The 26,851-nt window shown below is 40.4% G+C and carries 26 protein-coding genes; 3 read left to right on the top strand and 23 right to left on the bottom strand.

Translation table 11 applies throughout. The features are described 5' to 3' along the window. The first annotated feature begins 47 nt into the window (after positions 1-47). Positions 48-2,447: a DNA topoisomerase IV subunit A gene (parC, locus tag LPAF129_RS00545; RefSeq protein ID WP_244054142.1), complete on the top strand. Its 2,400-nt coding sequence runs from the start codon at positions 48-50 to the stop codon at positions 2,445-2,447. Positions 2,448-2,580: 133 nt separating this feature from the next. Next, positions 2,581-3,084, top strand: a complete 504-nt coding sequence (locus LPAF129_RS00540) for an LURP-one-related/scramblase family protein (RefSeq protein WP_244053952.1) — start codon at positions 2,581-2,583, stop codon at positions 3,082-3,084. A 360-nt stretch (positions 3,085-3,444) separates the two neighbouring features. On the opposite strand, the gene LPAF129_RS00535 is transcribed toward LPAF129_RS00540, so the two are convergent. From LPAF129_RS00535 to LPAF129_RS00515, 5 genes are all read right to left on the bottom strand, one after another. Then, the gene (locus LPAF129_RS00535) at positions 3,445-3,621 is read right to left on the bottom strand and encodes a hypothetical protein (protein ID WP_244053951.1); all 177 of its coding nucleotides are present in this window, start codon (positions 3,619-3,621) and stop codon (positions 3,445-3,447) included. 228 nt (positions 3,622-3,849) lie between these two features. Continuing rightward, positions 3,850-4,446 carry a signal peptidase I gene (gene lepB, locus LPAF129_RS00530; RefSeq protein ID WP_244053949.1) on the bottom strand — a complete coding sequence of 199 codons (597 nt, stop codon included), beginning with the start codon at positions 4,444-4,446 and terminating at the stop codon, positions 3,850-3,852. 21 nt (positions 4,447-4,467) lie between these two features. Beyond that, on the bottom strand, positions 4,468-4,896 hold the full coding sequence (locus LPAF129_RS00525) for a hypothetical protein (RefSeq protein ID WP_244053947.1): 429 nt from the start codon (positions 4,894-4,896) through the stop codon (positions 4,468-4,470). Positions 4,897-5,050: 154 nt separating this feature from the next. After that, the gene (gene fakB, locus LPAF129_RS00520; protein ID WP_244053945.1) at positions 5,051-5,917 is read right to left on the bottom strand and encodes a DegV family protein; all 867 of its coding nucleotides are present in this window, start codon (positions 5,915-5,917) and stop codon (positions 5,051-5,053) included. Positions 5,918-6,001: 84 nt separating this feature from the next. After that, entirely contained in the window at positions 6,002-6,430 is a 429-nt protein-coding gene (locus tag LPAF129_RS00515; RefSeq protein WP_244053942.1) for a MarR family winged helix-turn-helix transcriptional regulator, read from the bottom strand. 187 nt (positions 6,431-6,617) lie between these two features. On the opposite strand from LPAF129_RS00515, the gene LPAF129_RS00510 reads away from it, so the two are divergent. Beyond that, positions 6,618-8,321, top strand: a complete 1,704-nt coding sequence (locus LPAF129_RS00510; protein ID WP_244053940.1) for an NFACT RNA binding domain-containing protein — start codon at positions 6,618-6,620, stop codon at positions 8,319-8,321. A gap of 56 nt (positions 8,322-8,377) precedes the next feature. Here the strand turns inward: LPAF129_RS00510 and LPAF129_RS00505 are convergent, their stop codons facing one another. The 18 genes from LPAF129_RS00505 to pyrR all read right to left on the bottom strand — a co-directional run bounded on the left by LPAF129_RS00505 (position 8,378) and on the right by pyrR (position 26,672). Beyond that, positions 8,378-8,839 (bottom strand): hypothetical protein, encoded by a 462-nt coding sequence (locus LPAF129_RS00505; RefSeq protein ID WP_244053938.1) that lies wholly within the window; start codon positions 8,837-8,839, stop codon positions 8,378-8,380. A gap of 120 nt (positions 8,840-8,959) precedes the next feature. Then, complete coding sequence (locus LPAF129_RS00500; RefSeq protein ID WP_244053936.1) at positions 8,960-9,649, bottom strand: YjjG family noncanonical pyrimidine nucleotidase; 690 nt, start codon at positions 9,647-9,649, stop codon at positions 8,960-8,962. A gap of 12 nt (positions 9,650-9,661) precedes the next feature. Beyond that, positions 9,662-9,838 (bottom strand): hypothetical protein, encoded by a 177-nt coding sequence (locus tag LPAF129_RS00495; protein WP_244053934.1) that lies wholly within the window; start codon positions 9,836-9,838, stop codon positions 9,662-9,664. Between the two features lie 78 nt (positions 9,839-9,916). Then, positions 9,917-10,180: a hypothetical protein gene (locus LPAF129_RS00490; protein ID WP_244053932.1), complete on the bottom strand. Its 264-nt coding sequence runs from the start codon at positions 10,178-10,180 to the stop codon at positions 9,917-9,919. Between the two features lie 35 nt (positions 10,181-10,215). Further along, a complete protein-coding gene (gene murI / locus LPAF129_RS00485) occupies positions 10,216-10,992 on the bottom strand; it encodes a glutamate racemase (RefSeq protein WP_244053930.1) in 777 nt (258 codons plus the stop codon). Positions 10,993-11,020: 28 nt separating this feature from the next. Then, complete coding sequence (locus tag LPAF129_RS00480) at positions 11,021-12,187, bottom strand: pyridoxal phosphate-dependent aminotransferase (RefSeq protein WP_244053927.1); 1,167 nt, start codon at positions 12,185-12,187, stop codon at positions 11,021-11,023. An 83-nt stretch (positions 12,188-12,270) separates the two neighbouring features. Beyond that, complete coding sequence (locus tag LPAF129_RS00475; RefSeq protein ID WP_244053926.1) at positions 12,271-13,035, bottom strand: DeoR/GlpR family DNA-binding transcription regulator; 765 nt, start codon at positions 13,033-13,035, stop codon at positions 12,271-12,273. 209 nt (positions 13,036-13,244) lie between these two features. Then, a complete protein-coding gene (locus LPAF129_RS00470; protein WP_244053922.1) occupies positions 13,245-14,168 on the bottom strand; it encodes a manganese-dependent inorganic pyrophosphatase in 924 nt (307 codons plus the stop codon). 107 nt (positions 14,169-14,275) lie between these two features. Further along, entirely contained in the window at positions 14,276-15,241 is a 966-nt protein-coding gene (locus tag LPAF129_RS00465) for a LysR family transcriptional regulator (protein ID WP_244053920.1), read from the bottom strand. Positions 15,242-15,713: 472 nt separating this feature from the next. Then, the gene (pyrE, locus tag LPAF129_RS00460; RefSeq protein WP_244053918.1) at positions 15,714-16,331 is read right to left on the bottom strand and encodes an orotate phosphoribosyltransferase; all 618 of its coding nucleotides are present in this window, start codon (positions 16,329-16,331) and stop codon (positions 15,714-15,716) included. Continuing rightward, positions 16,331-17,041 carry an orotidine-5'-phosphate decarboxylase gene (gene pyrF, locus LPAF129_RS00455; protein WP_244053916.1) on the bottom strand — a complete coding sequence of 237 codons (711 nt, stop codon included), beginning with the start codon at positions 17,039-17,041 and terminating at the stop codon, positions 16,331-16,333. The genes pyrE and pyrF overlap by 1 nt, the downstream gene beginning before the upstream one ends. Beyond that, positions 17,028-17,975, bottom strand: a complete 948-nt coding sequence (locus LPAF129_RS00450; protein ID WP_244053913.1) for a dihydroorotate dehydrogenase — start codon at positions 17,973-17,975, stop codon at positions 17,028-17,030. Before LPAF129_RS00450 ends, pyrF begins: the two co-directional genes overlap by 14 nt. Before the next feature lie 42 nt (positions 17,976-18,017). Beyond that, positions 18,018-21,203, bottom strand: a complete 3,186-nt coding sequence (gene carB, locus LPAF129_RS00445) for a carbamoyl-phosphate synthase large subunit (RefSeq protein ID WP_244053910.1) — start codon at positions 21,201-21,203, stop codon at positions 18,018-18,020. Then, positions 21,187-22,278 carry a carbamoyl phosphate synthase small subunit gene (locus LPAF129_RS00440; RefSeq protein WP_244053908.1) on the bottom strand — a complete coding sequence of 364 codons (1,092 nt, stop codon included), beginning with the start codon at positions 22,276-22,278 and terminating at the stop codon, positions 21,187-21,189. The genes carB and LPAF129_RS00440 overlap by 17 nt, the downstream gene beginning before the upstream one ends. A gap of 41 nt (positions 22,279-22,319) precedes the next feature. Then, positions 22,320-23,594 (bottom strand): dihydroorotase, encoded by a 1,275-nt coding sequence (pyrC, locus tag LPAF129_RS00435; protein ID WP_244053906.1) that lies wholly within the window; start codon positions 23,592-23,594, stop codon positions 22,320-22,322. Next, on the bottom strand, positions 23,591-24,547 hold the full coding sequence (locus LPAF129_RS00430; RefSeq protein WP_244053904.1) for an aspartate carbamoyltransferase catalytic subunit: 957 nt from the start codon (positions 24,545-24,547) through the stop codon (positions 23,591-23,593). The genes pyrC and LPAF129_RS00430 overlap by 4 nt, the downstream gene beginning before the upstream one ends. Before the next feature lie 52 nt (positions 24,548-24,599). Then, on the bottom strand, positions 24,600-25,901 hold the full coding sequence (locus LPAF129_RS00425; RefSeq protein WP_373875016.1) for a solute carrier family 23 protein: 1,302 nt from the start codon (positions 25,899-25,901) through the stop codon (positions 24,600-24,602). A gap of 246 nt (positions 25,902-26,147) precedes the next feature. Beyond that, entirely contained in the window at positions 26,148-26,672 is a 525-nt protein-coding gene (pyrR, locus tag LPAF129_RS00420) for a bifunctional pyr operon transcriptional regulator/uracil phosphoribosyltransferase PyrR (protein ID WP_244053902.1), read from the bottom strand. Positions 26,673-26,851: the final 179 nt, after the last annotated feature.

Raw genomic sequence — 26,851 nt, 5'->3', positions numbered from 1 at the left:
ATACTAAACAACACAATAACATCCAAGAACTCTCACTTGAAGCGGTAATGAGTGAGCGGTTTGGACGATACTCAAAATATATTATCCAAGAACGAGCACTGCCAGATATTCGTGACGGACTAAAGCCAGTTCAACGGCGCATTTTATTCGCAATGAATCAAGATGGCAATACCTTTGATAAGGCCTTTAGAAAATCGGCGAAATCAGTCGGAAACGTGATGGGTAACTTTCATCCGCATGGAGACTCATCGATTTATGAAGCGATGGTTCGTTTGAGTCAAGACTGGAAGTTACGCCAGCCTTTAATTGAAATGCACGGAAATAACGGCTCGATGGATGGAGATCCGCCAGCTGCGATGCGGTATACTGAAGCGCGAATCTCTGAAATTGCCGGTGATATGTTACGAGATATCGATAAAAACACCGTAGAAATGGTGTTAAACTTTGATGATACTGAATATGAACCAACAGTGTTGCCCGCCCGTTTTCCTAACCTGTTAGTTAATGGTGCAACTGGGATCTCAGCCGGATACGCAACTACAATTCCTACTCATAATTTGGGTGAAACAATTGAAGCGGCGGTCTACTTGCTTGACCACCCGCAGGCTTCATTAGCTGACTTAATGCAATTTGTGAAAGGACCAGATTTTCCAACTGGTGGGATTTTACAAGGAAAAGACGGCATTAAGAAGGCCTATGAGACAGGTCGGGGTAAATCGATACTACGTTCAAGAACCAGCATTGAGGAATTACGTGGCGGCAAACAACAGATCGTCATCACGGAAATTCCCTATGAAGTTAATAAAGCCCTGTTAGTCAAGAGAATTGATGAATTACGCTTACTTAAAAAAGTGGAAGGTATCGCAGAAGTTCGCGATGAGACTGACCGAGAAGGTTTACGGATCGTCGTTGAATTGAAGAAAAATGCCAACGCAACTGGGATCTTAAATTATTTATTTAAGAATACTGATTTGCAGGTCTCTTATAACTTTAATATGGTGGCTATTAACCACAAACGGCCTGAACATGTCGGCTTAAAAACGATCTTAGCCGCTTATATCGAGCATCAACGCGATGTTACAACTAAACGAACCCAATTTGACCTTAACAAAGCGCAAGAACGTGAGCATATTGTGGCAGGGCTGATCAAAGCTCTTTCAATCCTAGATGAAGTGATCCACACGATCCGTTCATCTAAGAATAAACGAGACGCTAAGCAGAATTTGATCACAGCTTATGATTTTAGTGAAAAGCAAGCCGAAGCAATCGTTTCTTTACAATTATACCGGTTAACTAATACCGATGTGACTGCTTTAGAAACTGAAGCTGCAGAATTAGCTAAAAAAATTCAACAGTTGCAAAAAATCTTGGCTGATCCTAAAGAGTTAGACAAAGTCATTAAAAAAGAATTAAAAGCTGTCAATAAAAAATATGCGACACCACGCTTAACCGAAATTCAGGATAAAATTTCAGAAATTAAAATTGAAACTGAAGTTATGGTTGCAGCAGAAGATGTTAAAGTACTGGTCTCACATGATGGCTATGTTAAACGTTCATCTCTGCGTTCATTCAAAGCCTCTGGTCCAGATGAAAACGGACTTAAAGATGAAGATCAAGTGATTTACACTGCCACAGTGAATACCTTAGACCATCTCTTTATCTTTACTAATAAAGGTAATATGATTTATCGGCCGGTCCATGATGTAACGGAAACACGCTGGAAAGATACTGGTGAACATCTGTCGCAAACAGTCGGCTTAGCAAACGACGAATACGTACTGCAAGCCTACTGCTTTAAAGATTTAAAGCAGGGCGGTAAGTTTGTTTTTGCCACAAAAGAGGGCTTTATCAAACAAACTGAATTAGCTGATTTGAAACCAGGTCGGACCTATAAGTCACGAGCCAGCGTCTTCATGAAGTTAAAAACTACTTCGGATGAGCTCATCTTAATTGACTATCAGGCACAAGAAGACACTGACTTACAAGTCTTCTGTACCTCTTATAGTGGTTATGGTCTGCGTTATTCATTAGCCGATGTTCCTACCAGCGGCGCTAAAGCAGCAGGTGTGAAGAACATGGACTTGCGTGATGACTACTTAACAAGTGTTATGTTAGTGCATGAGACTGATGACCTCGCAATTATCACTCAGCGCGGTTCATTCAAGCGCATGAAGGCGAATGCTGTCCCAGAAACTACTCGAGCACGACGAGGAGTACAAATTCTGCGTGAATTAAAAAAGGCTCCGCATCGCGTTCAATTAGCAGCATTGTTACCAGCAAATTGTGAATTGTATATTACAACTAGCCATAATGAAAGGGTCGTTGTAGATCCGTTTGACCATCCAGTTAACGACCGTTACTCAAATGGTTCCTTTATTTTAGATAGCGAATCACAGGGCGAACCAATCTGGCTGGAAGTTAAACTGCCTGAACAAAAAGAAGAATAGTATGACACATAAAAAGGCTGGATCGTTGTGATTCAGCCTTTTTGTATACCACAATTTTATTTTAAATGTATTTCAGCAGCCAAACATGTTAAACTGAAGACAACAATTTATTTTCAAAAAAGAGGGCAAGTTGATGAAAAATTTATATGTTAAGCAAAAAATATTTAGTGCCGGCGAGAAGTTCACGATCACAGACGACGAACAAAATGTCCACTATTATGTTCAGGGCAGTTTATTCAGTGCGCCAAAAACATTTGAACTTAAAGATCGATTGCAGCAAACTGTTGCAACGATCACTAAAAAGATCCTGGCTTTTTTACCAAAATTTATCGTAGAAACTAATGACCAACTAACCGTTGAAATTAAGAAAGATTTTTCTATCCTCAAACCGCATTATACTTTTAGTCCCCAAAGTATTACGGTCGAAGGCGATATTTTTGCGATGAATTTTACCATTTTAGAGCATAATGTCGAAATTGCGTCAATTCATAAACAATGGCTTTCTTGGGGTGACACTTATGAAATTTCCATGTCCCAACAAGCCGCACAAGATCAAGCACACGAACAACTGATCGTAGCTTTGGTGGTCGCAATCGATTATATTAAGGCTCAAGCCCAAAATTCAAGTCTTTATTAGCAACGATTACTTGTAATTAAGTTACTTGACCTTAAAAAGCGTTAATTATGACTGCTGACGAACTTTTGAGCCAAACTACAGGTACTTTTACCATTTAGTGATTAAAGTAGCTTAAAGTACCGTTTTAATAGCATTCATTAGTGATTTTAACGATAAGCGTTGGCATATTACGCTAATTGGCGTTAAATCAGTGAAACGGCCAGCAAAAATTGCTTTGAGTCATCTTAAATCATCCGTCAAGTTTCAAATTGCTCAAAATACGTTATTATGAGCTAAATTTGACAAAAAATGGTTAAAATACTGAATTTAAGGCAAAAAATTAGTTAGCTTAGCAAATTTTATGGCTGACGCGCAATTTTTTTAAACTAAATTTTGCTGCTTGGACAAATTATTTTTAACTTTTTTGTTTATTTTTTTATTTTGCCAACTATTTGAACGTTTAATTCCTGTTTTACAGCTTAAAAACACTGTTTTAATAATAATGAGCCAGAGATTAACAGCAAATCTGAGGGGGGTCCCTGATGATTTTTTCTTCATTCTAGTTTACATAATATACATTATCGAAAGTAGGGTTATAAATTAAAACCGCCCCAGCAGCCCCCAAGATATTTATTTTAGCGTGAAACTTAATTACATTACTTTTATTACACTATTTTAAAATTATTAATAGCTCTGTTGTTACTTCATTCCAAAATATTTTTCCAAAATTTTTTCCAAACAAAAAAGCCGATCAGAAATCATCGACCTTTTGTTAGTTATTTGAACTTAGTTAGTTGCAAATGAATTGATTGCATTTCGTTTATTGTTCCACACAGCAACTTTAACTACACCTAAAATCTTTCCTCGTGGTACAAAGCCATAATAACGGCTATCATTTGACTCGGCCCGATTATCACCCAACATAAAATATTTGCCGGCAGGAACTTTAAAACTCTGACCTGTCCCTAAATGAACCGCTGGTGCAGCGTTTAAACTACTTGCTAATTCAAGCGTTCCTTGCTTTTGCTGAGCTTTAGTAATATAACTTTGCGATTGGAATTTGCCGTTAACGTATAAATCACCGTTGTTTTTATATTCTACTCGATCACCCGGCAAAGCAATGACTCTTTTGACATATTTGGTATCTTTATCTAGCGTTAAGTTCTGGTGATCAACTCCATAAGCATGGAACACAACCACCGAATCTCGCTTAATTTTGGCCTGCTTAAGTAATGCTACATACTCACTAGACTGCAAGTTGGGATACATGGACGACCCGTCGACCTTAACTGGTGTAAATAAGAAAACTCTGACTAGTTCGGCGATCAAAAGCCCCAAAACAATTGGCATGATCCAACTCATGATTGATTTAAATGTTTTCATAGTTCTCCTTTAATTAACAGTTTATAATTGCTTATAATTCTTAAACTCAGCCTGTTTAAAGTCTTGTTTGCGTCCCTTAATTTTATTTAAGTACAGTAAGAAAAAAGTAACAAACAAGAATTCACTTAAGATACTGCTGGTGAGTTGTCCGTGCAAGTACGGTAAAAAGAACGCACTGAGCGTTAACAAGATCCGTAAGAAAAAATCAGCTCGCGTAAATAAAATTAAATTACTGATCAGTGCAATCAAACTAATGACGGACAAAACACAAGTTAAACCAAGAATAAACGTAAAAAAGAAGCCCCGATGATCAGCAAATTTGAAGGCAGTTAAGTATGACATTTTATTAAAACTCATCAAACACCAGACGACGATCTGGTACAAGATCTCACTCAAGACATAAACAATTCCAACTAAACCAGTGGAAACGTTAAGTCCGCGATTCAACATAATTAATCCCTTCCTTTGCTAATTTACAGTGACAATAAACTTATTATAATCAAGTAAATCTGCAAAATGAAAGGCAGATAGTTCTTCTTAATCCAAACTTAATTAAGCTGTCAAAGCCTTAATCCTTTTTGCTTGCTGATCTAGCCTTTTTCAGTTACTTATCGATGTCTTCCATCCAAGCTAAGGCTAAGGCTTTTTCACCCAAATGTGTCCCAATGACTGGGCCAAAATAACTAATATCAATGGTAAAGTCAGGGTATTGTTTGGCTAATTTTTGCTGCCAGTTTATAGCTGCTTCTTCATCATTACCTTGAATAATAATCATCCTGACTGGATAATCGACCTTCTTTAGTTTTTCCTCAAATAAGCTTTCAACGCGTTTAAGAGCTCTCTTAGTGGAACGAACCTTATCAAATGCAACGATTTGATCAGTTTCTTCATCAAACGTTAGAATTGGCTTAATTTTAAGAACACTCCCAATAAAAGCTGTTGCATTGGATAACCGTCCGCCGCGAACCAGATTTTGTAAATCATCAACGACGAAGTATTCGTCTTGTGTTTGACGTAAATGTTCTAGACGGCTAATAATTGTCGCTGGAGTTTCTCCGCGTTGTGCCATTCGTGCAGCTTCAATTACTAAATAACCCATCAGTAACACCGTGATTTCTGAATCAAATGGAATCACCTTGGTGTTTTTAACCTGTGGAGCTACGACAGTTTGTAATGTATTATAAAAACCAGAAATTGTAGCAGCCAAATGGATACTGATCACGACATCATAGCCCTGGTCCCCTAAATTCTCATACATCTGGACTAATTCACCCACAGCTGGCTGTGAAGTACTGGGAAATGAATCTGACGTCCGTAATTTATCGTAGAATTGATCAGTTGTGAGATCAACACCTTCACGATAGGTTTTGCCATCAATAATGACTGGCATGGGAACGATATGAATATTATATTTTTCTATTTGTTTTGGTGAAAGATAAGCCGTGCTATCTGTGACAACAGCTATTTTCATAAATGTACACCTACTTTGATCTTTTGTTTACATAATTAATAAAATAATTGCGTTTTTAATGCTACCATACTCCAAGCATGTTCGCTAGTTTTCGATTCGGTCAAAGCTAGTTTTTAGCCGGTTAAGCAAAATCTTGAGTAAATTTTGTTCTTCTTCTGTCCACTGCGAAAATAGTTCAGTGTTCATTGTTTGAAAGTCAGTATTCATCCCGTCTAAGGCAGCTTGGCCTTGGCTGGTGATCTGATACAGGTACTTTTTCCGGGTCGTTGGTTTTTCGCCTAATTTTTTGATCGTCAACATTTTCTTTTCAACTAAGCGGCTAAGCTGCCGACTTAAGGTGGAAACATCTAACTGCGTTGTTGCGACCAGTTCGGCCTGGGTATCTTGCCCGTCAACCACATTTTGCAGCAGTTGCCATTCAGCGACTGTTAAAGTATGCTGTCGGGTCAGTTTTTTTAACAATTGCGTATAATCTTTTTGCACTTCTAGTAAAACTGTTAAACTCGCTTTCACTATTTCGCCTCCAATTTTAATGTTAATTGTATATTACAACTAATAGCGATGACAAACAAGTTTTATTCCCCCTAAGTTCATAATCTTTGCGTTTGATTGTTACAACATGCAAATTACTTTGCCCCTGCCTAAAATAAAGGTTAAAATAGATAAGATACAAATCTAGAAAAACAAAGGAGTGTTGGTGATGGCTTTTGATGGCTTATTTGCACATGCCATGGTTAACGAACTGCAAACGCTGCTAACTGGTGGCCGTGTTGCGAAAATATCACAGCCGTATTCAAATGAGGTAATTTTAACGATTCGTGCTAATCGGCAAAATTATCCCCTCTTACTGTCTGCTCACCCTAATTACGCGCGGATCCAAATCACTAAAATTCCGTACGCAAATCCACAAACACCGACAAATTTTACCATGATGCTGCGTAAGTATTTGGATGGTGCACAAATTGAAAAAATTTGGCAATTACAAAATGACCGGGTAATTTATCTTAATTTTACTCGTAGAAATGAATTAGGCGACCAAATAACTTTAATGTTGAGCGTCGAAATTATGGGCCGTCATAGTAACGTAATTTTAATTGATTCCAATCAAAATAAAGTGTTAGACGCAATTAAACACGTCTCAATGCAGCAAGATCGTTATCGGACGCTCTTGCCTGGGTCAACTTACCGGACTCCGCCTAAACAAGATAAACTTGATCCATTTGAACAGCAGCACCAGATTGCTGAATTGCTGGAGAATTATCCTAACCGTGATGTCCTCGCTGAACAACTCAGTGCAACTTATCAAGGATTTTCGCGCCTTTCAGGTCTCCAGTTAGCGGATACGTTACATGCAGCAGCTGATAGCTCCCCTGAATCAACGATGACTGACTTTTTAGAGCAAACGCTTCATCCACAGCCCGTTATTATCCAGCAAGGCAAGCAACTTGCTTTTAGCTTCACTCCTGCCCAAATGGGTATTCAAGCTGAATTCTCAACTTTAAGTGAACTCTTAGATAGCTATTATCAGGATAAAGCGCAACGTGACCGTGTTAAGCAACAGGGTTCTGTGTTAATTAAAGTTGTTACCAATAACTTGCGCAGAAATCGGCGTAAATTAAAAAAGCAGGAAAAAGAATTGCAAGCAACTGCTAATGCTAATACTTTCCGAGTTAAGGGTGAACTATTGACGACTTACTTGTATCAAGTTGAACGCGGCATGACCGAAATTACGCTCCCTAATTACTATGATAATGAAAAACCTGTTAAGATCGCGCTCTCAAATCAAATCAGTCCTTCTCAAAATGCGCAAAAGTATTTTAAACGCTATCAGAAGCTTAAAAACGCTGTAATTTATTTAAATGAACAAATTAAGCGGACCAAAGCAGAAATCAATTACCTGGAATCATTACAGGCAACGATTGAATTAGCTGATCCGGGAGATTTGCCTGAGATTAAAGTAGAATTACAAGAACAGGGTTATTTAAAGCAGCAAAAGAAGAACCAAAAAAAGAAACGACAAAAGAATCTGAGTCAGCCTGCTAGTTTTGTTAGCAGCGATGGTGTCTTGATCTCAGTCGGAAAAAATAATTTGCAAAATGACCGTTTAACTTTAAAAACTGCCAAGAAGAGCGAAATTTGGCTCCATGTGAAAGATATTCCCGGTTCCCATGTCATTATCCATGACTCAGCCCCAAGCGAGCAAACCCTCCTAGAAGCTGCTCAAATAGCTGCTTATTTTTCAAAGGGTCGTGCTTCAGCTAATGTGGCCGTCGACTATGTCCCAGTCAAAAATATTCATAAACCAAATGGTGCCAAACCCGGCTTTGTGATTTATGAAGGACAAAAAACGTTGTTTGTAACTCCTGATAAGGATCAAGTTGCTCAATTAAGAGCCGACAAATAAAAAAACTTTCTACTGTCATTTTTGCAGATTGTGCTGCGATGACGGTGGAAAGTTTTTTATTTGTGAAGCGCTGGACCCTTGATCAATTTCATATGTCGTTCTCGCGCATCATTGAACGCCCGCTCCATTTTTTCCCGCGACCATTCTTTAATGGGTGTAAATTTAAATCTAACTCGTAAAGATTTGCCAACAAAAAAGGCTTCACGAATTTCTAGGATCCGAACCCAGATGCCGATAGTATTGTCAAAGAAAATATCACCTACTTGTGGAATATTTCCATATTGTTCAGGTGTAAAGCGTAGTTCATTTTCAGTAGTTAAATAATCTGCGGACAAATCAGGCGAACCGTAAAGCTGGCCTAGACAGTAATAAAATACACTGTAGTCATTATCTCGATTCGGCTTAGCTTCGATTCCTAATATATTGATGACCACAAAAGTTCCGCTATGGTACTGAACCACATCACCGATTGCAATCGCATCTGTTTGTTTTCTTTTTAAACGAATACTTTCAATCATCAAAATCCCCCTATTAACTGGGAAGCTCCGCTCATAGCACAAAACTATCCCTATCAAAATTTACAAACTATCTTCATTATAAACCACAATCAATGAAAGCAAAAGTTTAATTAAATTTTTTTAGGCAAATTTGCAAATTTCATTTAAGGAGCTGATTTGATAAGTTGGCTTGATCTGTGAATGATTTTGGTGATTTAACGGATTAAACCAGAGCGTATCAGTTCCAGCATTATTACCGCCCAAGATATCAGAACTCAGCGAATCTCCGATGATCACCGAATTTTCAGGGATTGCTTTCGAATGTGCAAATAAATATTTAAAGAACTCAGCATCTGGTTTTTCAACACCAACTTCTTCTGAAACAAAGACTCGGTCAAAAAAATCGGTGAATTGTGCATCCTTAACCCGTTGACTTTGAACACGAGCAACACCATTAGTCGCTAAGAGGATTTGTTTATTGGCTGATGCTAAGTTCGTCAATAGATGTCTTGCTCCAGTAATTTCCTCGTGCCCATTTGCCAAGTAGGACAAATATTGATCCGAGCACTGGTTACCATCAACCTCTAAATGATAATAATTTCTAAAAAAAGTTTGAAATCGTTGTTCAAATAAGTCGGCTCGAGTAATTTGCTTTTTTTCCAACTTTTTCCATAAACTTTCGTTAAACTTACTAAAAGCTTGTTGCGCATTTTGGTCTAGCTCTAGCTTAAAATCATTAAATATCGCTTGTAATGCCTGTTTTTCCGCAGATTTAAAGTTTAATAAGGTATCATCCAAATCAAAAATAAAAGTCTGATAAGTTTTTTTCACACCCATTGCTCCCTACTCTAAGTTTAAATCAAATGCTTTTCTAGTTGGATCACTTTGTTCCTGATTAACTTCAACTATCCCGCAGTACTGAAAACCAGCTTTAGCGATTGCATGCAGCATACCGCTATTTTGGGGATGGGTATCGATTCGAACATCAGTAATTTTTGTTGCTCGAATAATTGAAAACAACGCTTGAAAAAATTTAGCACTTAAATGTTTGCCTCGAGCTAAATTACCAAGAGCAAAGCGATGGATCGCATAGTATGGCTAATCTGAATGCCAACTACCATTTGTAATAGTTTGATAAAATTGATCAGGTCCAAGCTTTAAAGCCGCCATTCCTAACAAATTCGTCTCATCCGTCAACACATAGAGGTCACCTGCTTGGATATCAGCCGTAAATACAGCTTGGTCTGGTGTTCCATCTTGCCACTGTGGGATGTGTTGCTCCATTAAATAATTTTTTGCTTCCGTAAAGATCTGCATAATTGTCGGTAGATCTGCTAATTGCGCTTTTCTAACTGTTAACATCCTACTTTGTTCCACCACCAATATGAAATAATATGTTAGAGCTCAAATAACTGATGACTAAGCTGAATTTCGGCTGGATCAGGATTACTATTAGCAAAACTAATTTCAGTCTCGGTAACAGTATCATTGCGAAGATCAGTCCGAATCAGTTCGTTTTCAAGCCGTTTAGCTGCACCATAAGCTCCGTCAATGATGAAGACATCTGGGCCAACTACTTTTTGAATCGCATCCCGAGCAAATGGGAAATGTGTACAACCCAAAACAATCGTATCTATTTTCCCAAGATATGGATGCAATAAATTGTTTAAGTAGGTATTTAATTCCGGTGAATTAATCTCGCCGCGTTCGACAAATTCAACTAGCTCTGAAGCCGGTAAGCGGACGATATTAGCCTGATCTTCATACTGATCAACTAAGTCAGCAAACTTTTTTTCTTTTAAAGTTAACTTTGTTGCCATCACAATAATTTCTGAGTTTTTCTGATGTTCTACGGCTGGCTTAACAGCTGGTTCTAAGCCCACGAATATAATTGCTGGGTATTCTTGCCGTAAGCGAGCGATAGCGGCACTAGTGGCCGTGTTACAGGCAATGACAATGGCTTTAACATTCTGCGCGATAAATTTTTCTACAATTGCATGGCTAAGTTCAAACACTTCTGTTGGGCTTTTAACTCCATATGGTGCATGAGCCGAGTCACCATAAAACAAATATGTCTCATTAGGCATTAATTGATAGATTTCCTTTAAGACACTAATCCCACCTACACCAGAATCAAAAACTCCAATAGGTCTTTGCTTTTCATTAGCATTCAAAATTCTTTGCCTCCAATATTACTAAAAACTACTTTTGATTTACATATTCTTTAATTCTTTGTACTGCTGTCTCTAAATCTTCCATTGAGGCTGCATAGCTTAAGCGAACGTAGCCCTCACCGCCTGGTCCAAAAGAAGCTCCTGGAATCAAAGCAACATGTGCATCTTTGGCCAACGCACGCACAAACTGCCATGAATCTGTTCCAAATTTAGCCGGAATTTTGGCAAACAGGTAAAAGGCGCCGTCAGGACTAGCAACTTCGAATCCGCTAGCTGCCAATTCACGACAAAGGTATTCTCTGCGTTTGAGATATTCGGCTTTCATTGGCAAACTATCTTCCTGACCATTAGTAACGGCTGCAAGAGCTGCAAATTGCACGTTATTAGTTGGTGCTGTAACCAGATACTGATGAGCTTTAATTGCCTGTTCGATAAAATCTTCTGGCCCAAATAAAAAGCCAACACGCCAGCCAGTCATTGCGTGTGATTTAGATAAACCGGACACTAACAAAACTTGGTCTGGTAAAAATTCAGCCAGACTTGTATGTTCATCTGAATATGTTAATTCTGCATAGACTTCGTCACATAAGACCCACATTCCACTTTCGCGGATCACTTGTGCTAAATCTTGCAGCTGTTGTCTTGAATAAGTTACCCCGGTTGGATTACTTGGATAAACTAATACTAACGCTTTGATATTTTTTTCTTTGTTAGCAGCAATGGTTGCCTTTAATTTTTCAGGCGTCAAAACAAAATTATCTTGACTAGTATCGATCGTCACACATTGTCCGTGATTAATTTCAGTGATCGGCAAATAGATTGGAAAAACTGGCGTGGGAACTAAAACTGTATCACCTGGGTTTAAAATCGTTTGTAATGCAGTAGCAATTCCTTCTGTTGCGCCAATTGTTGTAATAACTTGATCAGGCTCGTAATTTAAATGGTACTTGGAATTAAAATATTTTACTGTCGCCTCTCGTAATGCAGGAATTCCCGGATTAGGAGTATAGTGGGACTGATTATCATTAATTGCTTGAATTGCTGCTTGCTTAACGTGTTCAGGTGTGTTGAAATCTGGTTCACCTAAAGTTAATTTAATGATTCCAGGGATCTCACTAACATCAATATCAAATTGACGAATATCTGAAACTGCCACTTGTTCAACTTGTCGATTAAATTTATGTTCTAACGTCATTTCTCTCACGCACCTATCATTGAATTTACACTATTATAACAAGTTCAGGGTGTGAATTTCCACGAAAAATCTAATTTATTTAATTATTTACTAATGTTCTCTGCGATTTTAATTTCCGTTTCGGGAGAAAACAGTTCTCGTTGCTTTTTAGTCGGCATTTTATCAGTAATAAAAAGTGAGATTTTGTCTAAGGAACAGATTCGGTAATAAGATTTATTAACAAATTTCTGATGTTCCGCTACTAAAATTACTTTTCGAGCTCGTTTAACAGCCATCCCAACAATTTCGGCATCGTCTTGATCAAGTAGATAGACACCATTCTCATCGATTCCTGAGGCGGCAATAAACGCGGTATCAAACATAATATCTTGTAACTCTTCCATTGCTAAATTTGAATAGAAGAAACGATTATCATGATCAAGTGTTCCACTCAAACTTTTAACCGTAACTTTGTTATTTTGTGCCAAAGCTATACAATTATCTAGCGAGTGTGTCACAACCGTCAACGGAACATTTAGATTTTGACATGTTTTCAACAAAATTGTTGATGAATCAATGAAGTAAACATGCTGTGGTTTAAAATAATTTAATGCCTCTAACGCAATCTGTGTTTTAGGCTTGCTAAAACGTGCTAGGCGGCTTTCATAATTAGGGACACTTCTCCCAAAGTCAAGTGGTAAAATGCCCCCATGAGTTCGACGAACTTCACCACGTTTGGTTAGCAAAACTATATCTCGCCGGGCTGTATCCTGAGAGATACCAAATTCACTCATAATATCTTTAGTTGACAGTTCTTGTCTTTCTTCTAGTAATTGTTTAATTAATTCTACTCGTTTTTCTTGACTCATTATAATCACCTCAAATAATGTTTTCCTTCTTATTATATGTTTTTATCTACGTAAATAAAAGTATTTCTAATGATTAACCTCCCTTTGTGGTGGTTTTTTAATTTTTGTAATTTAGTTAAAGTAACAATTTACTCATGTAATCAATAAAAATAGCCCGCGCCCCTTTTACTGAGGTACAGACCATTTTTTTATTGTTAAGTTGTTACAAACTAGGCAAAAGCTTCTTCCAATGGTGGTACAACTTGTTTTTTACGTGAAACAATACCAGGAAGATCCATTTTATCATCTACAAGCTTTTGATCAAAGGCTTTTTCAACCACTTCTTGTCCAGAGCCCAAGGTTAATAAGCGAGTATTTGAATCCAAGATATTAGTAACCATTAATAAGAATAAATCATAACCATTATCCTTGTTTTGTGCTTCGATTGCTGCGCGTAATTCATCTTCACGAGCAAAAACTTCATCTAAGTCAACAGTGTTAACTTGGTCAACTCGAACCGTCTTACCACCCATTTCAAATGATTTAGCATCAGATGTTACTAATTCTTCAGCAGTTTTAGTTGCTAAGTTTGTCCCTGCTTTTAACATTGCCAAGCCATATTTTTCGTAGTCAACTTCAGCAATTTCAGCCAACTTTTTACCGATGGCAATATCAACATCCGTTGTTGTTGGTGACTTGAATAATAATGTATCTGAAATAATAGCAGATAACATTAATCCAGCAAGTTTGGCTGGAATTTCAACATTGTTCTCCTGAAATTCTTTAAAGATAATTGTACTTGTGCAACCCACTGGTTCTGCATGGTAGTACAATGGCAATGCTGTTACAAAGTTGGCAATGCGGTGATGATCGATCACATGTGTAACACGAACATCTTTAATATCGTCAACACTTTGTTGTGCTTCATTATGGTCAACTAACACAACTTCTTCTGTTTCAGAGCTTGCGCTGGTAATTACGCGCGGTGTTGGTTCTGAGAAATGTTCCAAGACAAAATTGGTTTCGTCATTTGGTTCACCCAAAGCAACAGCTTCAGTTTCATAGCCTAATTGATTTAGTAAATAAGAATATGCCTTAGCGGCAACAATTGCGTCTGTATCTGGGTTTTTGTGACCAAAAACTAGTTGTTTCATTTAAAATAACTCTCCTTAATATAAATATGGTATTTGATAAAGCTAACAAACAATTTGAATTCCAAATTGACTGGAACACTATCAAGCAAAGTACTGCTACTTCTAGCTTATTTCTCCTCAATAGATTCTGTCAAGCGTGAAATATAATCTTTATCGATTAAATATTGGTCAAATTCTTGGAAGAAATTCGTGATCCGTGGAATCTCACTCTTACCTTTGCGATAAACAAATGACATTTCAAAATTAATTGCGGGTTCAAATTGTGCCTGATAAAGTCCTGCAGCTTCTTTCTGACGGGATGCCACAAATGAATCAGGTAATGCGGTATAAGTGTCAGTTTTCTTAGCAAATTGCAATAGCTGTTCTGGTTGTGTAAAACGTGCCGCAAAATCAGGACTATCAATATTTTCATTACGAAATGCCTCATGTAACTGATTATTCACATAAAAATCAAGCGGATATCCGACCCATGGACGGTTTAATGTATCTTTTAACTTAACTTTCCGGCGTTTTTTCAACTTCTCATTGTGGTGCACAAATAATAAGTTTTCAGCCAAGATCGTCTTAATCTCATATTGTTTCCAATTTTTAATGCTTCCATCAGGCAAGTACATAATCGCCAAATCAAGTTGATTATTTTCTAAGCCTTCCCAAATTTCTTTGCGAGTTAATGAATAGATCGTCAACTTGACATTTGGATGTCGTTCGTAAAACTTAACTACGAAATCGAAAAAGACCCCGGTATCGATAGAAGCTAAAATACCAACGTTAATTTCACCCAGATCAGGACTGGTTGCTTGTTGGACTTCGTCAGTTGCTCGGTTTAACGTTTCATAAATTTGGTGTGTTGCATCTAGCATGGTATAACCAGCATCAGACAAATGCAACTTTTTGCCCACTGAATAAAACAGAGGCGCACCAACATTTTTTTCCAACTTTTTAATTTGCTGGGTTAAGGCTGGTTGCGTAATGCCTAAAATTTGCGCAGCTTGAGTATAGCTCATTGTTTCCGCCAGCTGTAAAAAATAAGTTAGCGTCTTTGATGAAAAAATACTTTCATGCTGAGTTTTCATACATACGACCCCTTTTCTTTATATAAATAACTAAATATCATTTTTCATAATTCTAGTCACTTTAGCCGTTTCGTGTTGCAAAACTAAGTTCTTAAAAAACTATCTAACTCGTTGATTAAAAACTAACCACACTCTTGTAGCTATTACTTATAAGTATATCAAGAATAAGTATCTTTCACAGCAAAAAAATAGTTTTTTTCAGCATTTTTATCAACTAAGTTGGAAAATTTGAACAACTTAACTTTTACCTTAGACTGATACATATAATAAGTTTACACTCTAGCCAATTTTTTCGCAAATATCATTGACCAACGTGATTAAAATAGTAAAAAAGCTCTGATTTTATGACTATTATATGTTAGTTTGATCAGCCCTATTTTTTCCAATCAAGCTTGAAAAATAAAAATGATATACCTGCTTTAGTGTTTGATTTGCAAACTACTAAAATAAGTATATCTTTTTTCTAACTATTTTACTTCCAAGCGGTTGGATCTTTTTTCCATTCCAACATCGAAGCCATTTCTGCCTCCGTGAACGTCCGTTCGGCATTAGCAGCTTCCAGAAGTTCAGAATAATTGGTTAAAGTTTGATAAGTTAAGTTACGCTCTGCAAAATTTTCTTGTAAAGCAGCTAACTCATAGTTAAAGATTCCTACTACTCCAAGGACCTCTACCCCTTCTGCCTGTACCGCTGCTGCCGCTGTGAGAACACTTCCGCCAGTTGACAGTAAATCATCGATCAAAACTACTTTTTGGTCAGTAGAAACAACCCCCTCAATCTGCTTTCCCTTACCATGATCCTTAGGTTTGGAGCGAACGTAAATCATCGGCAGGTCTAACAACTCTGCGACCCAAGCTGCATGAGGAATACCAGCAGTGGCAGTCCCAGCGATCACGTCTGCATCAGGATATTTTTCGCGAATAATTTGTGCCATTCCTGTTGCAATCATTTTACGGACGGTAGGAAAGCTAATAGTTAAGCGGTTATCACAATAAATTGGACTTTTGATCCCGCTGGCCCATGTAAATGGTTCTTTCGGGGATAGTTTAACGGCATTGATTTTTAATAGTGCCTCAGCAATTTGTTTCATTAATTTTGTCCTTCTTTCCATAATCTCTTAACTTCACAGTATGCCTGGTATGGATCTGCTGCTTGTGTAATACTGCGACCGACAACGATCATTGCTGCGCCAGCTTGGGCAGCTTGATCAGGTGTCATTACTCGTTGTTGATCATCATGACTGTCCGTTTTTAACCGGATCCCTGGTGTCACTGTCAAAAAATCATTATTGGTTACTTCTTTAATTTGTTGAGCTTCAAAGGCTGAACAAACTACGCCGTCTAACCCAGCTTGTTCGGCTAACTGAGCGTAATGGCTAACACTTTCGGCCATAGTTACAGGTGCGAGTTGTTCTTGTTGGATCATTTCTTCAGAAGTTGATGTTAGCTGAGTGATCGCAACAATTTTTGCTTTTGAACCAGTAGCAGCTAGGCCGCGTTTGGCCGCTTGCATCATTTGTAGACCGCCACTAGCATGGACAGTAGTTAAAGTAACATTTAACTTCGAAATACTTCTTAAAGCAGCTTCAACTGTATGAGGAATATCATGACACTTTAAGTCTAAAAAGACATCGTAGCCGCGGTCTGTCATTTCTGTAATTAGCTTTGGTCCACAACTATAAAATAGTTCCATTCCAATTTTAACGAACAATTGTTCATCTCTGGGGAAAAGCTCTAAAAATTTCATGACGCTCTCTTGATCTGGAAAATCAAGGGCGATAATTGGTCTATCTTCTCTCATTTAAAAACCCTTCTTTAACTTCATTTCTTAGTTCTGTTAAACTCGTCAGTTGTAATTTATCGAGCTCTTCTTCTAAGTCTGCAATAATGTGCCAACAAGCTAATGGATCACTAAATTGTGCCGTTCCAACCTGGACTGCGCTCGCACCAGCCAAATACATTTCAATTACATCGGCTGCGCTACTAATTCCGCCCACTCCGATGATCGGCAAGGCCACCTGCTGTGCGACCTGATAAATCATCCGAATAGCTAATGGCTTTAAACTTGGACCAGACCAGCCGCCCATCACATTGCCCACCGCAGGTCGACGAGTCACTGGGTCGATCCGCATTCCATAGACCGTATTGATCATGGTTAACCCATCTGCACCACCTAATGCGGCTGCTTGCGCGCATTCCACGATATCAGTCACGTTTGGCGATAATTTAACGTACACCGGCAGGTCGACCTGTTGCTTAACTAAACTGGTTAGCTTGGTGATCGTACGCGGATCAACACCAAACTGCATCCCGCCTTCTGCAACATTGGGACAAGAAACATTCAATTCTAGCGCTTGGAGCAAACCAGATTCCGCTAACTGTTGTGCAACTATCATATAATCTTCCACTGATTCACCAGCAACACTGCCAATGAGTGGCAAATCTGGGTACTTCGTTCTCAAAGCAGGAAGTTTTTGCTGCACTACAGCTTTAACTCCTGGATTAGTTAATCCCACTGAATTTAAGACGCCTTCAGGAAACTGTGCAATTTGTGGTTGCGGATTCCCAGTTCGAGCGTTTTTAGTGGTCGTTTTCAACACAACTGCACCCAGCTGATTCAAATCATTTTCCAAAGCGATTCGACCATCGCCAAAGCCAAAGCTACCACTAGCCGGCATTACTGGGTTTTTTAAAGTTAATCCTGGTAATTCGACTGCTAAGCGCTGTTCATTCATTTACTCATTTCCCCATTTCGTTTAGCTAATTGTCAGTTCATTTTATAATGGCGCTGTTGTCAAATACTGTCCTTCCAACGCCAGTAATAAGGCTTCGACTGTATCTAATGAAGTTAGCAATAAGATATTATGCGCAATCGCTGTTTGTCTGATCAAAAAGCCGTCAGAGTTCTTAGCGACATCTTCACCCATCGTATTGACCACTAAGTCGATCGTTTCGTCTGCGATCAAATCAACAATTCCCGCTTGATCTGCTTGTTTCTCGTGAACTTTGGCCACCTGAGTTGGGTGCAAGCCCTGTTCAGCCAATAAGTTGGCCGTTCCAGTTGTCGCATACAAGCGATAGCCGATCCGCGTAAAACGTTGCGCAATTGAGGTGACCTGCTGTTTGTCTTCATCACTAACTGTCAATAACACATTACCGTTTGCTGGTAATGACATTCCTGCCCCTAAGAAAGCCTTCAATAATGCATTCGCATATTGCGGGTCGCTGCCCATGACTTCACCAGTTGATTTCATTTCTGGCCCTAACAGACTATCACTATCGTTTAACTTGCTAAAGGAGAAGACTGGCGCTTTAACATACTTAGTGGTTGGTTCCGGCAGCAAACCGGCTGTTAAGCCTTGTGCCGCTAATGACTGACCTAATGCGATCCGAGTGGCAACTTGTGCCATCTCCAAGCCGGTGACCTTACTCAAGAATGGCACGGTCCGACTTGCACGTGGGTTGACTTCTAAGACATAAACCTGTTCTTTGACAATAATAAACTGAACGTTCATAATGCCTAGACAATGCAATTTAGCTGCTAGTTGACCCGTAATTTCAACAATTTGGTCTTTAACAGCCTGACTCAAATGTTGGGGTGGATAGACGGCCATCGAATCGCCTGAATGGACTCCTGCACGTTCAATGTGTTCCATGATCCCTGGCAGTAAGACATTTTCACCATCGCATAAGGCGTCAACTTCACATTCACGACCTTCGAGGTACTGGTCAACTAAAATGGGCTTATCACCGACTGTCGTGGCATTTTCCGTTAAATATTGGCGCAATTGTGTTTCGTTTTCGACGATCTGCATTGCCCGGCCACCTAAAACATAACTCGGGCGCACTAAGACCGGATAACCAATTTCTTCAGCCCCTGCTACTGCTTGCGCCGTTGAGTAGGCGATTTTACCCTGCGGCTGCATTAAACCAAGTTGTTTGATCAACTGGTCAAATTCATCGCGATCTTCGGCCTGATTCAATGAATCCAAACTCGTTCCCAGGATCTTCACCCCATTGTTAGCGAACGGTTCCGCCAAGTTGATCGCAGTTTGACCGCCAAACTGTAAAATGACCCCTAATGGTTGTTCGAGCTCAACCACATCCAGTACCTTTTCGGCAGTTAACGGCTCAAAATAGAGTTTATCAGAAATTGAGAAATCTGTCGAAACAGTTTCTGGGTTGGAATTCATCACAATTGCTTCATAACCAGCCTTGCGCAAGGCTTTCACGCAGTGGACCGTAGCATAATCAAATTCTACCCCTTGTCCGATCCGAATTGGACCAGAACCGATCACCAAGACCGACTGCTTATTAGAGCGTTGACTTTCGTTTGCTTCACCGTAGGTACTATAAAAGTATGGTGTATCTGAGGCAAACTCTGCCGCACAAGTATCGACCATTTTATAGGCGGGTAACAACTGGTGCTCATGCCGCAATTGACGGACTTGACTTTCAGAAGTCTGCCACAAACGAGCAATTGTCTCGTCACTAAAACCGTAGTATTTGGCCTCTTCTAACTGGTCTGCATCAAAAGGCTGTGCTTGAACTTGCTTTTCTAGTTGGACCAGGTGCAAAACAATATCCAAGAAATATTGATTCATCTTAGTATAACCCGCAACATCGGCTAACGACCATTGGCGGCGGAAAGCCTCAGCGATATAAAAGAGCCGTTCATCAGTCGGGTGGACTAAGTATTTAGCTAAGACTTCGTCGCTGACCTGCGTGATTTTGTCCCAGTATAAGTCATGCGTCGCAATTTCTAGCGAAGAGACCGCCTTGGACAAGGCTTCTTCTGCATTACGCCCTAAGGCCATCACCTCACCAGTTGCTTTCATTTGCGTCCCGATCGTGTGGTCAGCCTGAGTAAACTTATCAAAAGGCCAACGTGGGATCTTTGCCACTACATAATCTAAGGCTGGTTCAAATTCGGCGTAGGTCGTTTTAGTAACTGGGTTCATGATCTCAGTTAATTTCAACCCAACTGCAATTTTTGCCGCCATCTTTGCGATCGGATAACCCGTAGCCTTCGAAGCTAAAGCAGAGGACCGTGAGACCCGTGGGTTAACTTCAATCACATAGTACTCCATGCTGGTGGCTGACATAGCCAACTGTACGTTACAACCGCCTTCGATTTTGAGTACCCGGATCAATTTGAGCGCACAGTCACGTAACATTTGATATTCTTGATCACTTAAAGTTTGCGTCGGCGCAAAAACAATTGAATCTCCGGTATGAACACCAACTGGATCAAAGTTTTCCATTGAACAGACGACCAAGGCATTATCTGCTCCATCGCGCATTACTTCAAATTCAATCTCGCGGAAACCGGCAATGGACTGTTCGATCAAACACTGGTGACTAGGTGAAAGTTCCAAGCCGTTCGCGACTATTTGTTCTAACTGTGCTTGGTTGCGGCAAATCCCGCCACCCGTTCCGCCCATCGTGAAAGCCGGGCGCACAATGACTGGGTAACCAACTTGTTTGGCAAATTCTAGCGCATGCTCTACTTCTTGGACCGTCACAGACGCAGGGACAGGTTCGCCTAAGTCATTCATTAACTGTTTGAACTTCTCACGGTCTTCAGCTTGGGAGATCGAGGCTAAGCCTGTACCTAGCAGCTGAACGTGCATTTCATCTAAAACCCCAGTCTCTGCCAACGCTACCGCTAGATTCAAAGCAACTTGCCCGCCTAACGTTGGCAACATTGCATCAGGTGCTTCTTGCCGAATGATCTTGGTAACTGTTTCTACCGTTAAAGGTTCGAGATAAACTTGATCAGCTACTTCATGGTCAGTCATGATCGTTGCTGGGTTAGAATTGACCAAAACGACTTGATAACCTTCTTCTTTCAAGGCTAAACAGGCCTGTGTCCCTGAATAATCAAATTCAGCAGCCTGCCCAATAATAATTGGACCAGAACCCAGAACTAAAATTTTATGGATATCATTTCTCTTTGGCAATTTCTTCCTCCCCTTGTGTTTCGATCATTGAAATAAAGTCATCAAAAATATCAACGGCATCATGCGGACCAGGACTAGCATCCGGGTGAAATTGAACTGAAAGTGCTGGGTATGTGCGGTGGTGCAGTCCTTCAACCGTTTGATCATTTAATTCTACGTAGGTCTCCAACAAAACATTCCGGTCGATCGATGAAGCATCGACGGCGTAGCCATGGTTTTGAGATGTAAATACTGTTTTACCGGTGGCAACTTCGGTCACGGGATGGTTAAAACCACGGTGTCCAAATTTCATCTTAAAGGTCGAGGCTCCGTTAGCTAAAGCAAATAATTGATGGCCTAAACAGATCCCCAGTAAGACTGTCTTTTGCTGCAGCTCACGAATTAATGGTAAGGCTTGTGGAAAGTCAGTCGGATCTCCAGGTCCATTAGAGATCACAACTCCTTCAGGCGCAAAATTTAAAATTTGCTCTGCACTATAAGTACTTGGTACGACTATAATGTTGCAATTTCGTTTCATCAATTCCCGTAAAATACTTTGTTTGGCACCGAAATTCACGACCACAACTTGGTGGCCGGTACCTGGGATCGAGTATGGGCTCTTTTGCGCTGTCTTGGCTAACAGCTCACTGCTTGCAGGTAAAACCAGTTGTTGCTTCAGTTCTGATCGCTCAGGCAGCTCATCAGTCAATCTGGCTGCCATCGTCCCAGAAGTCCGTAATTTTTGCGTTAGTTGCCGGGTATCGATCCCGCTAATTCCAGGGATCTGCTGCCGGGTCAAAAAGTCACCCAACGTTTCAGACGAACGCCAACTATCAACGACCCTGGCGACTTGCCGACAAATTACTCCGGCACAATTTGAAACAATGTCTTCATTATCTGCGACAGAGACACCGTAATTTCCTAGTAAAGGATTGGTAAAAACTAATAACTGTCCAGCGTAGGAATCATCTGTAATTGCTTCTTGATAACCGGTCATTCCAGTTGTAAAGACTAATTCGCCTGTCGATGCACAGTCAGCACCAAATGCTTGTCCCTGATAGACTGTCCCATCTGCTAAAACTAAATATCGCTTCATTCTTCCCACTGCCTTTCTATCTGATACAAGTTAATTCACATTTATTTTTGCCGATACACAACTTGTCCTGCTGCGATCGTTGCTACCGTTTGGCCCCATACTGTTTCTCCGGTAAACGGCGTATTTTTTCCCTTAGACAAAAAATCTTGTTCTTGAAGTGAGCGTTGGGCATTTAGGTCTAGCAGCACTAGATCTGCCCGCTTTCCTGGCAAGATCTGACCAACATCGCTTAATCCCAAAGCCGCGGCTGGTTTCGTACTTAATAGTAATAACAGCTGTGTTAACGTTAGCTTCCCGCTACGAACTAGTTGAGTATATAACATGTTAAAGGCCGTTTCACTGCCGGTAATACCAAAAGCCGCTTGGGTGAGACTGCCAGCCTTATCAGCTACAGTATGCGGTGCATGGTCGGTCGCGATCATATCGATCGTACCGTCTTGTAATCCTGCCAGTAACGCTTCCTGATCAGTTGAAGTCCGCAATGGTGGATTCATCTTATAGTTAGTTGCTGACTGGCTGGTAATCTGTTGTTCCGTTAACAAGAGATGGTGGGGTGTAACTTCACAAGTGACCTTGACCCCGCGTTTTTTTGCCTGCCGGATCAATTCAACCGTTTCTTTGGTAGAAATATGACAAACATGGTAATGTACTCCAGTTTGAGCCGCTAACAATAAGTCCCGGGCCACTTGTACTGTTTCACTGCTGGCGGGGATTCCCCGGACGTTTAACTGTTGAGCAACTTCTCCTTGATTGATCACACCTTGGTCAAACAAACTGTCATCTTGAGCATGCGCTGCTAGCATTAAATCGAATTTGACCGCCTCCTGACACGCTTGAGCCATCGTTTGAGCAGCTTGGATTCCATGACCATCGTTGCTTAAGGCAAAAGCACCCGCTTGTTTCATGGCGGCAAAATCGGTTAACTGCTCTGTGGTCAAGTCGACCGTGACTGGCGCATATTGCAAGACGCGAATCCGACCATGTTGGCGGTTTAACTGACACATTTTGCTTAACTGTGCCGCAGTATTAGGAACCGGCGTGACATTCGCCATTGCACACACCGTCGTATACCCGCCATGTGCCGCAGCCAAGGTCCCCGATGCAATATCTTCTTTAGCAGTTTGCCCTGGCTGTCTAAGATGCACATGCGCATCGACAAACCCAGGTGCCACGACTAATCTGGTCGCATCAATTACTTTTTCAGCTGTTAAATTCTTCCCCACTGCAACAATTTTGTCCTGGTCGAACAACACATCCGTCGCTAATAACTGTTTGCCGACTAAAACTTGTCCATTCTTAATTAAGGTTTGAGTCATGCTTGTCCTCCTAACTGGCGTCCGTTGATCACAACTTCAAGCATCGCCATGCGCATAAAAACACCATTTTTCATTTGGGCCACAAAACGCGACTTAGGCGCTTCAACTAACTCGCTGGCCATTTCGACGTCGCGGTTGATGGGACCTGGATGTAAAATAATGGCATGTTTAGCTAAATGCCCATAGCGTTCCATTGTTAAACCATAGCGTTGATGATAAGCAGTCGGACTAAAGCTTTCTTCTGCTCTGAGATCTGTATGCCGTTCATGCTGAACACGTAGTAACATTAAGACATCAATTTGTTCGAGCAATTCATCAAAGGGCAAGTATTTTCCATAAGCTTCAAATTCAGGCGTAAACCACTGCCGTGGGCCAGAAAAATACACGGTCGCGCCTAACTTGTTGAGCAGCTGCATGTTGCTGCGAGCCACACGGGAATTTGTCAGATCCCCAACAATTGCAACCTTTAAACCGTCAAAGTGCTCAAACTCAGCGTTGATCGTCATTAAATCTAATAGAGATTGCGATGGGTGTTGTCCAGAACCGTCACCGCCATTTAAGATCCCCAGCTCCAGCTGAGAATGAGGCTGGTCGATCAAGTCGGTATAGTAATTATTTTGCGGATGGCGCACAACCGCTAGATCAACTCCGATCGCCGACATCGTTAACAAAGTATCATATAATGATTCGCCTTTTTTAACTGAACTGCTCTCCGGCTCAAAAGGCAAGATCTTTAATCCGAGTTTGCTTTCTGCCATCGTAAAGCTCAACTTAGTTCGGGTTGAATTTTCAAAAAATAAATTAGCACAAGTTAATTGGCGGCCAAATTTCGGAACCTGACCCCCGTCTTTAAAAAATTGGGCTCGTGCCAACAAACTTTCAATTTGATTGACAGTTAGATCTTCGACTGAAACAAAATTTTTTAATAAAACTGGTGCTATTTTTTCTGCCATGACGGACTCCTTTTTATGTTAACTTCAAACTGACACGGTATATTTCAACTGATTAATTTTTTTCGCTCAGCGCATCTTCCGGTAAAATCAAGTTTAAGATAATACCTAAAACAGTTGACAAAGCAATACTGGTTAACTGGAAGTGGCCAAATTGCAAGTAGGTACCGCCGATCCCGATCACTAAGATCACTGATGTAATAATTAAATTACGTTTCTTTTCATAATCAACTTTAGAATCGATCAAGATCCGTAAACCGTTCGCTGCGATCATCCCAAACAAGAGGAACGAAATTCCACCAATCACTGGACTTGGAACAGTTTGGATCACGGCTGCGATTTTACCGCAGAAACTAAAGATGACTGCAAAAATCGCGGCACCGCCGATCACCCAGACACTATGAACCCGTGACATCGCTAAGACACCAATGTTTTCACCGTAAGAAGTAGTTGGAGGACCACCCACAAAACCAGCGATAATGGTTGAAAGGCCATCGCCCAACAAGGTTTTATGCAAACCAGGATCTTTCAGGAAGTTTCTTTTAGTCAGTTTGTTCAAAACCATGATATGTCCCATATGTTCAGTCATCGTCACAAACGCAATTGGCGCCATCCCGATAATGGCTGCCGGGTAAAATTTAAAGTCATAATTAACAAACATCACGTTAAATGCTGGTAGGCTAAACCACTTAGCTGCTTTGACTGGTTCAAGGTCAACGATCCCCACCGCTAATGCGACTAAATAACCGCACACGATTCCTAACAAAACTGGGATCATGCTAGAAAAACCTTTTAGAAACATGTTAAAGATAATAGTGATCAGCAGTGTGAACATCGCAACTGCGAAAAATTTCAAATCATAGTGCGAGTTATTAAACATGGCATCGTTCGCAGCGGTCGTTGCCAATGACAAACCAATCACCACAATGATCGGCCCCACTACAACTGGCGGCAAGACCGTATCCATCCAAGTTGACCCAAACTTTGAGATCAACCATGCCACAAGCACGTAAACTAAACCTGAAACAATCGCCCCTTGGCCAACCGCAGGATAGCCGTATTGATGCATTAGTCCCTGCATCGTGACCAGATAGGCAAAACTTGAACCCAGGTATGCCGGGATCTTCGCCTTAGTACAAAAGATGTAAACTAAAGTTCCGACACCGGAGGCAAATAAAGCAATACTTGGGTTGATCCCAATCAATAATGGCACTAACACTGTGGCACCAAACATGGTAAATAAATGCTGGATCGATAAAACTAACCAGTGACCAAAACTCGGTTTATCGTGAATATCTAGTAGTGCTTCTTCATTTCTAAATTCTGTTGTATTATTTTTTTCTGACACAATTAACATTCCTTTCTTTTTTCAAACCAGTTTGAATTAAACCGGCTAACAACTGAGCTGCTATCGTTAAATTACTTCCATCTCCCCTGATTTTCGCCATTAAAAAAGCCTGGATCACGGTTAAATGATCCAGGCTAGCTGTTAAATTGCCAGTAGTAGTTAGACTAGTCCCCTTAACTAATCTCTTACTAGCTCAACCGTTACGCCCTCACTGGAGTCATTTAAATGGTTACTTTGATTTTATTCACTTATAAATTAAACTAATTCGACCCCATCTTGGCCATCGACTTCGTTCATATAAACCGCTACTTTTTCCGCCCAAGAAGTTGGGATATTCTTGCCCACAAAATCGGCGCGGATCGGTAACTGACGATGCCCACGATCGACTAAGACTGCCAAACGAATTTGGCGTGGCCGTCCTTGAACCATGATTCCGTCCAAAGCAGCGCGGATCGTCCGGCCCGTAAACAAAACGTCATCGACTAAGACCACATTTTTGTCCGTAACATCAGTTGGAAACTGTGCAACTTGGTCGCTAGTGGTCTGCTGCTCTGGTTGAACATCATCACGATACAGCGAGATGTCTAATTCATCAATGCCGACGCTCACACCTTCTAATTCTTGTAAACGCGCTGCGATCCGTCGTGCTAAAAAGATGCCGCGAGTTTTAATCCCCACTAAGACCAGGTTTTCGACCCCTTTATTGTTTTCAATAATTTCGTAGGTGATCCGAGTTAGTGCACGTTTCATTGCGATTTCATCTAAAATTTGTTTTGCCATGCTGTTTGCCTCCTTCACAATTTTTTGGTTCCAGTTAGTGTCTTGATTGGCGGCTAAGGTTTACGTCAAAATAAAAAACCCGCCTGCAGCCGGTTGAGGATGCAGTCGAGTTTGTTAATTTCACAGACCGAACTTTTTTCATCAATGCTGCCTTTACTAGCCTCTCTGGACTAAGTTTT

The organism is Ligilactobacillus pabuli (assembly GCF_022836475.1).
In the GTDB taxonomy this organism is placed as follows: domain Bacteria; phylum Bacillota; class Bacilli; order Lactobacillales; family Lactobacillaceae; genus Ligilactobacillus; species Ligilactobacillus pabuli.
The sequence above is the reverse complement of the archived record's forward strand: the minus strand, read 5'-3'. Positions and strand labels throughout refer to the sequence as shown.

Bases quoted from the DNA above. Each gene is read 5' to 3' on its own strand.
- pyrE (WP_244053918.1), bottom strand. From the start codon at position 16,331: ATGAAACAAATTGCTGAGGCACTATTAAAAATCAATGCCGTTAAACTA.
- LPAF129_RS00475 (WP_244053926.1), bottom strand. From the start codon at position 13,035: ATGAGTCAAGAAAAACGAGTAGAATTAATTAAACAATTACTAGAAGAA.
- fakB (WP_244053945.1), bottom strand. From the start codon at position 5,917: ATGAAAATAGCTGTTGTCACAGATAGCACGGCTTATCTTTCACCAAAA.
- pyrF (WP_244053916.1), bottom strand. From the start codon at position 17,041: ATGAGAGAAGATAGACCAATTATCGCCCTTGATTTTCCAGATCAAGAG.
- LPAF129_RS00430 (WP_244053904.1), bottom strand. From the start codon at position 24,547: ATGGCAGAAAAAATAGCACCAGTTTTATTAAAAAATTTTGTTTCAGTC.
- LPAF129_RS00450 (WP_244053913.1), bottom strand. From the start codon at position 17,975: ATGAATGAACAGCGCTTAGCAGTCGAATTACCAGGATTAACTTTAAAA.
- LPAF129_RS00525 (WP_244053947.1), bottom strand. From the start codon at position 4,896: ATGTTGAATCGCGGACTTAACGTTTCCACTGGTTTAGTTGGAATTGTT.
- LPAF129_RS00490 (WP_244053932.1), bottom strand. From the start codon at position 10,180: ATGTTAACAGTTAGAAAAGCGCAATTAGCAGATCTACCGACAATTATG.
- LPAF129_RS00480 (WP_244053927.1), bottom strand. From the start codon at position 12,187: ATGACGTTAGAACATAAATTTAATCGACAAGTTGAACAAGTGGCAGTT.
- pyrR (WP_244053902.1), bottom strand. From the start codon at position 26,672: ATGGCAAAACAAATTTTAGATGAAATCGCAATGAAACGTGCACTAACT.
- LPAF129_RS00540 (WP_244053952.1), top strand. From the start codon at position 2,581: ATGAAAAATTTATATGTTAAGCAAAAAATATTTAGTGCCGGCGAGAAG.
- parC (WP_244054142.1), top strand. From the start codon at position 48: ATGAGTGAGCGGTTTGGACGATACTCAAAATATATTATCCAAGAACGA.
- lepB (WP_244053949.1), bottom strand. From the start codon at position 4,446: ATGAAAACATTTAAATCAATCATGAGTTGGATCATGCCAATTGTTTTG.
- LPAF129_RS00510 (WP_244053940.1), top strand. From the start codon at position 6,618: ATGGCTTTTGATGGCTTATTTGCACATGCCATGGTTAACGAACTGCAA.
- LPAF129_RS00505 (WP_244053938.1), bottom strand. From the start codon at position 8,839: ATGATTGAAAGTATTCGTTTAAAAAGAAAACAAACAGATGCGATTGCA.
- LPAF129_RS00465 (WP_244053920.1), bottom strand. From the start codon at position 15,241: ATGAAAACTCAGCATGAAAGTATTTTTTCATCAAAGACGCTAACTTAT.
- LPAF129_RS00425 (WP_373875016.1), bottom strand. From the start codon at position 25,901: ATGTTAATTGTGTCAGAAAAAAATAATACAACAGAATTTAGAAATGAA.
- LPAF129_RS00470 (WP_244053922.1), bottom strand. From the start codon at position 14,168: ATGAAACAACTAGTTTTTGGTCACAAAAACCCAGATACAGACGCAATT.
- LPAF129_RS00440 (WP_244053908.1), bottom strand. From the start codon at position 22,278: ATGAAGCGATATTTAGTTTTAGCAGATGGGACAGTCTATCAGGGACAA.
- pyrC (WP_244053906.1), bottom strand. From the start codon at position 23,594: ATGACTCAAACCTTAATTAAGAATGGACAAGTTTTAGTCGGCAAACAG.
- LPAF129_RS00535 (WP_244053951.1), bottom strand. From the start codon at position 3,621: ATGAAGAAAAAATCATCAGGGACCCCCCTCAGATTTGCTGTTAATCTC.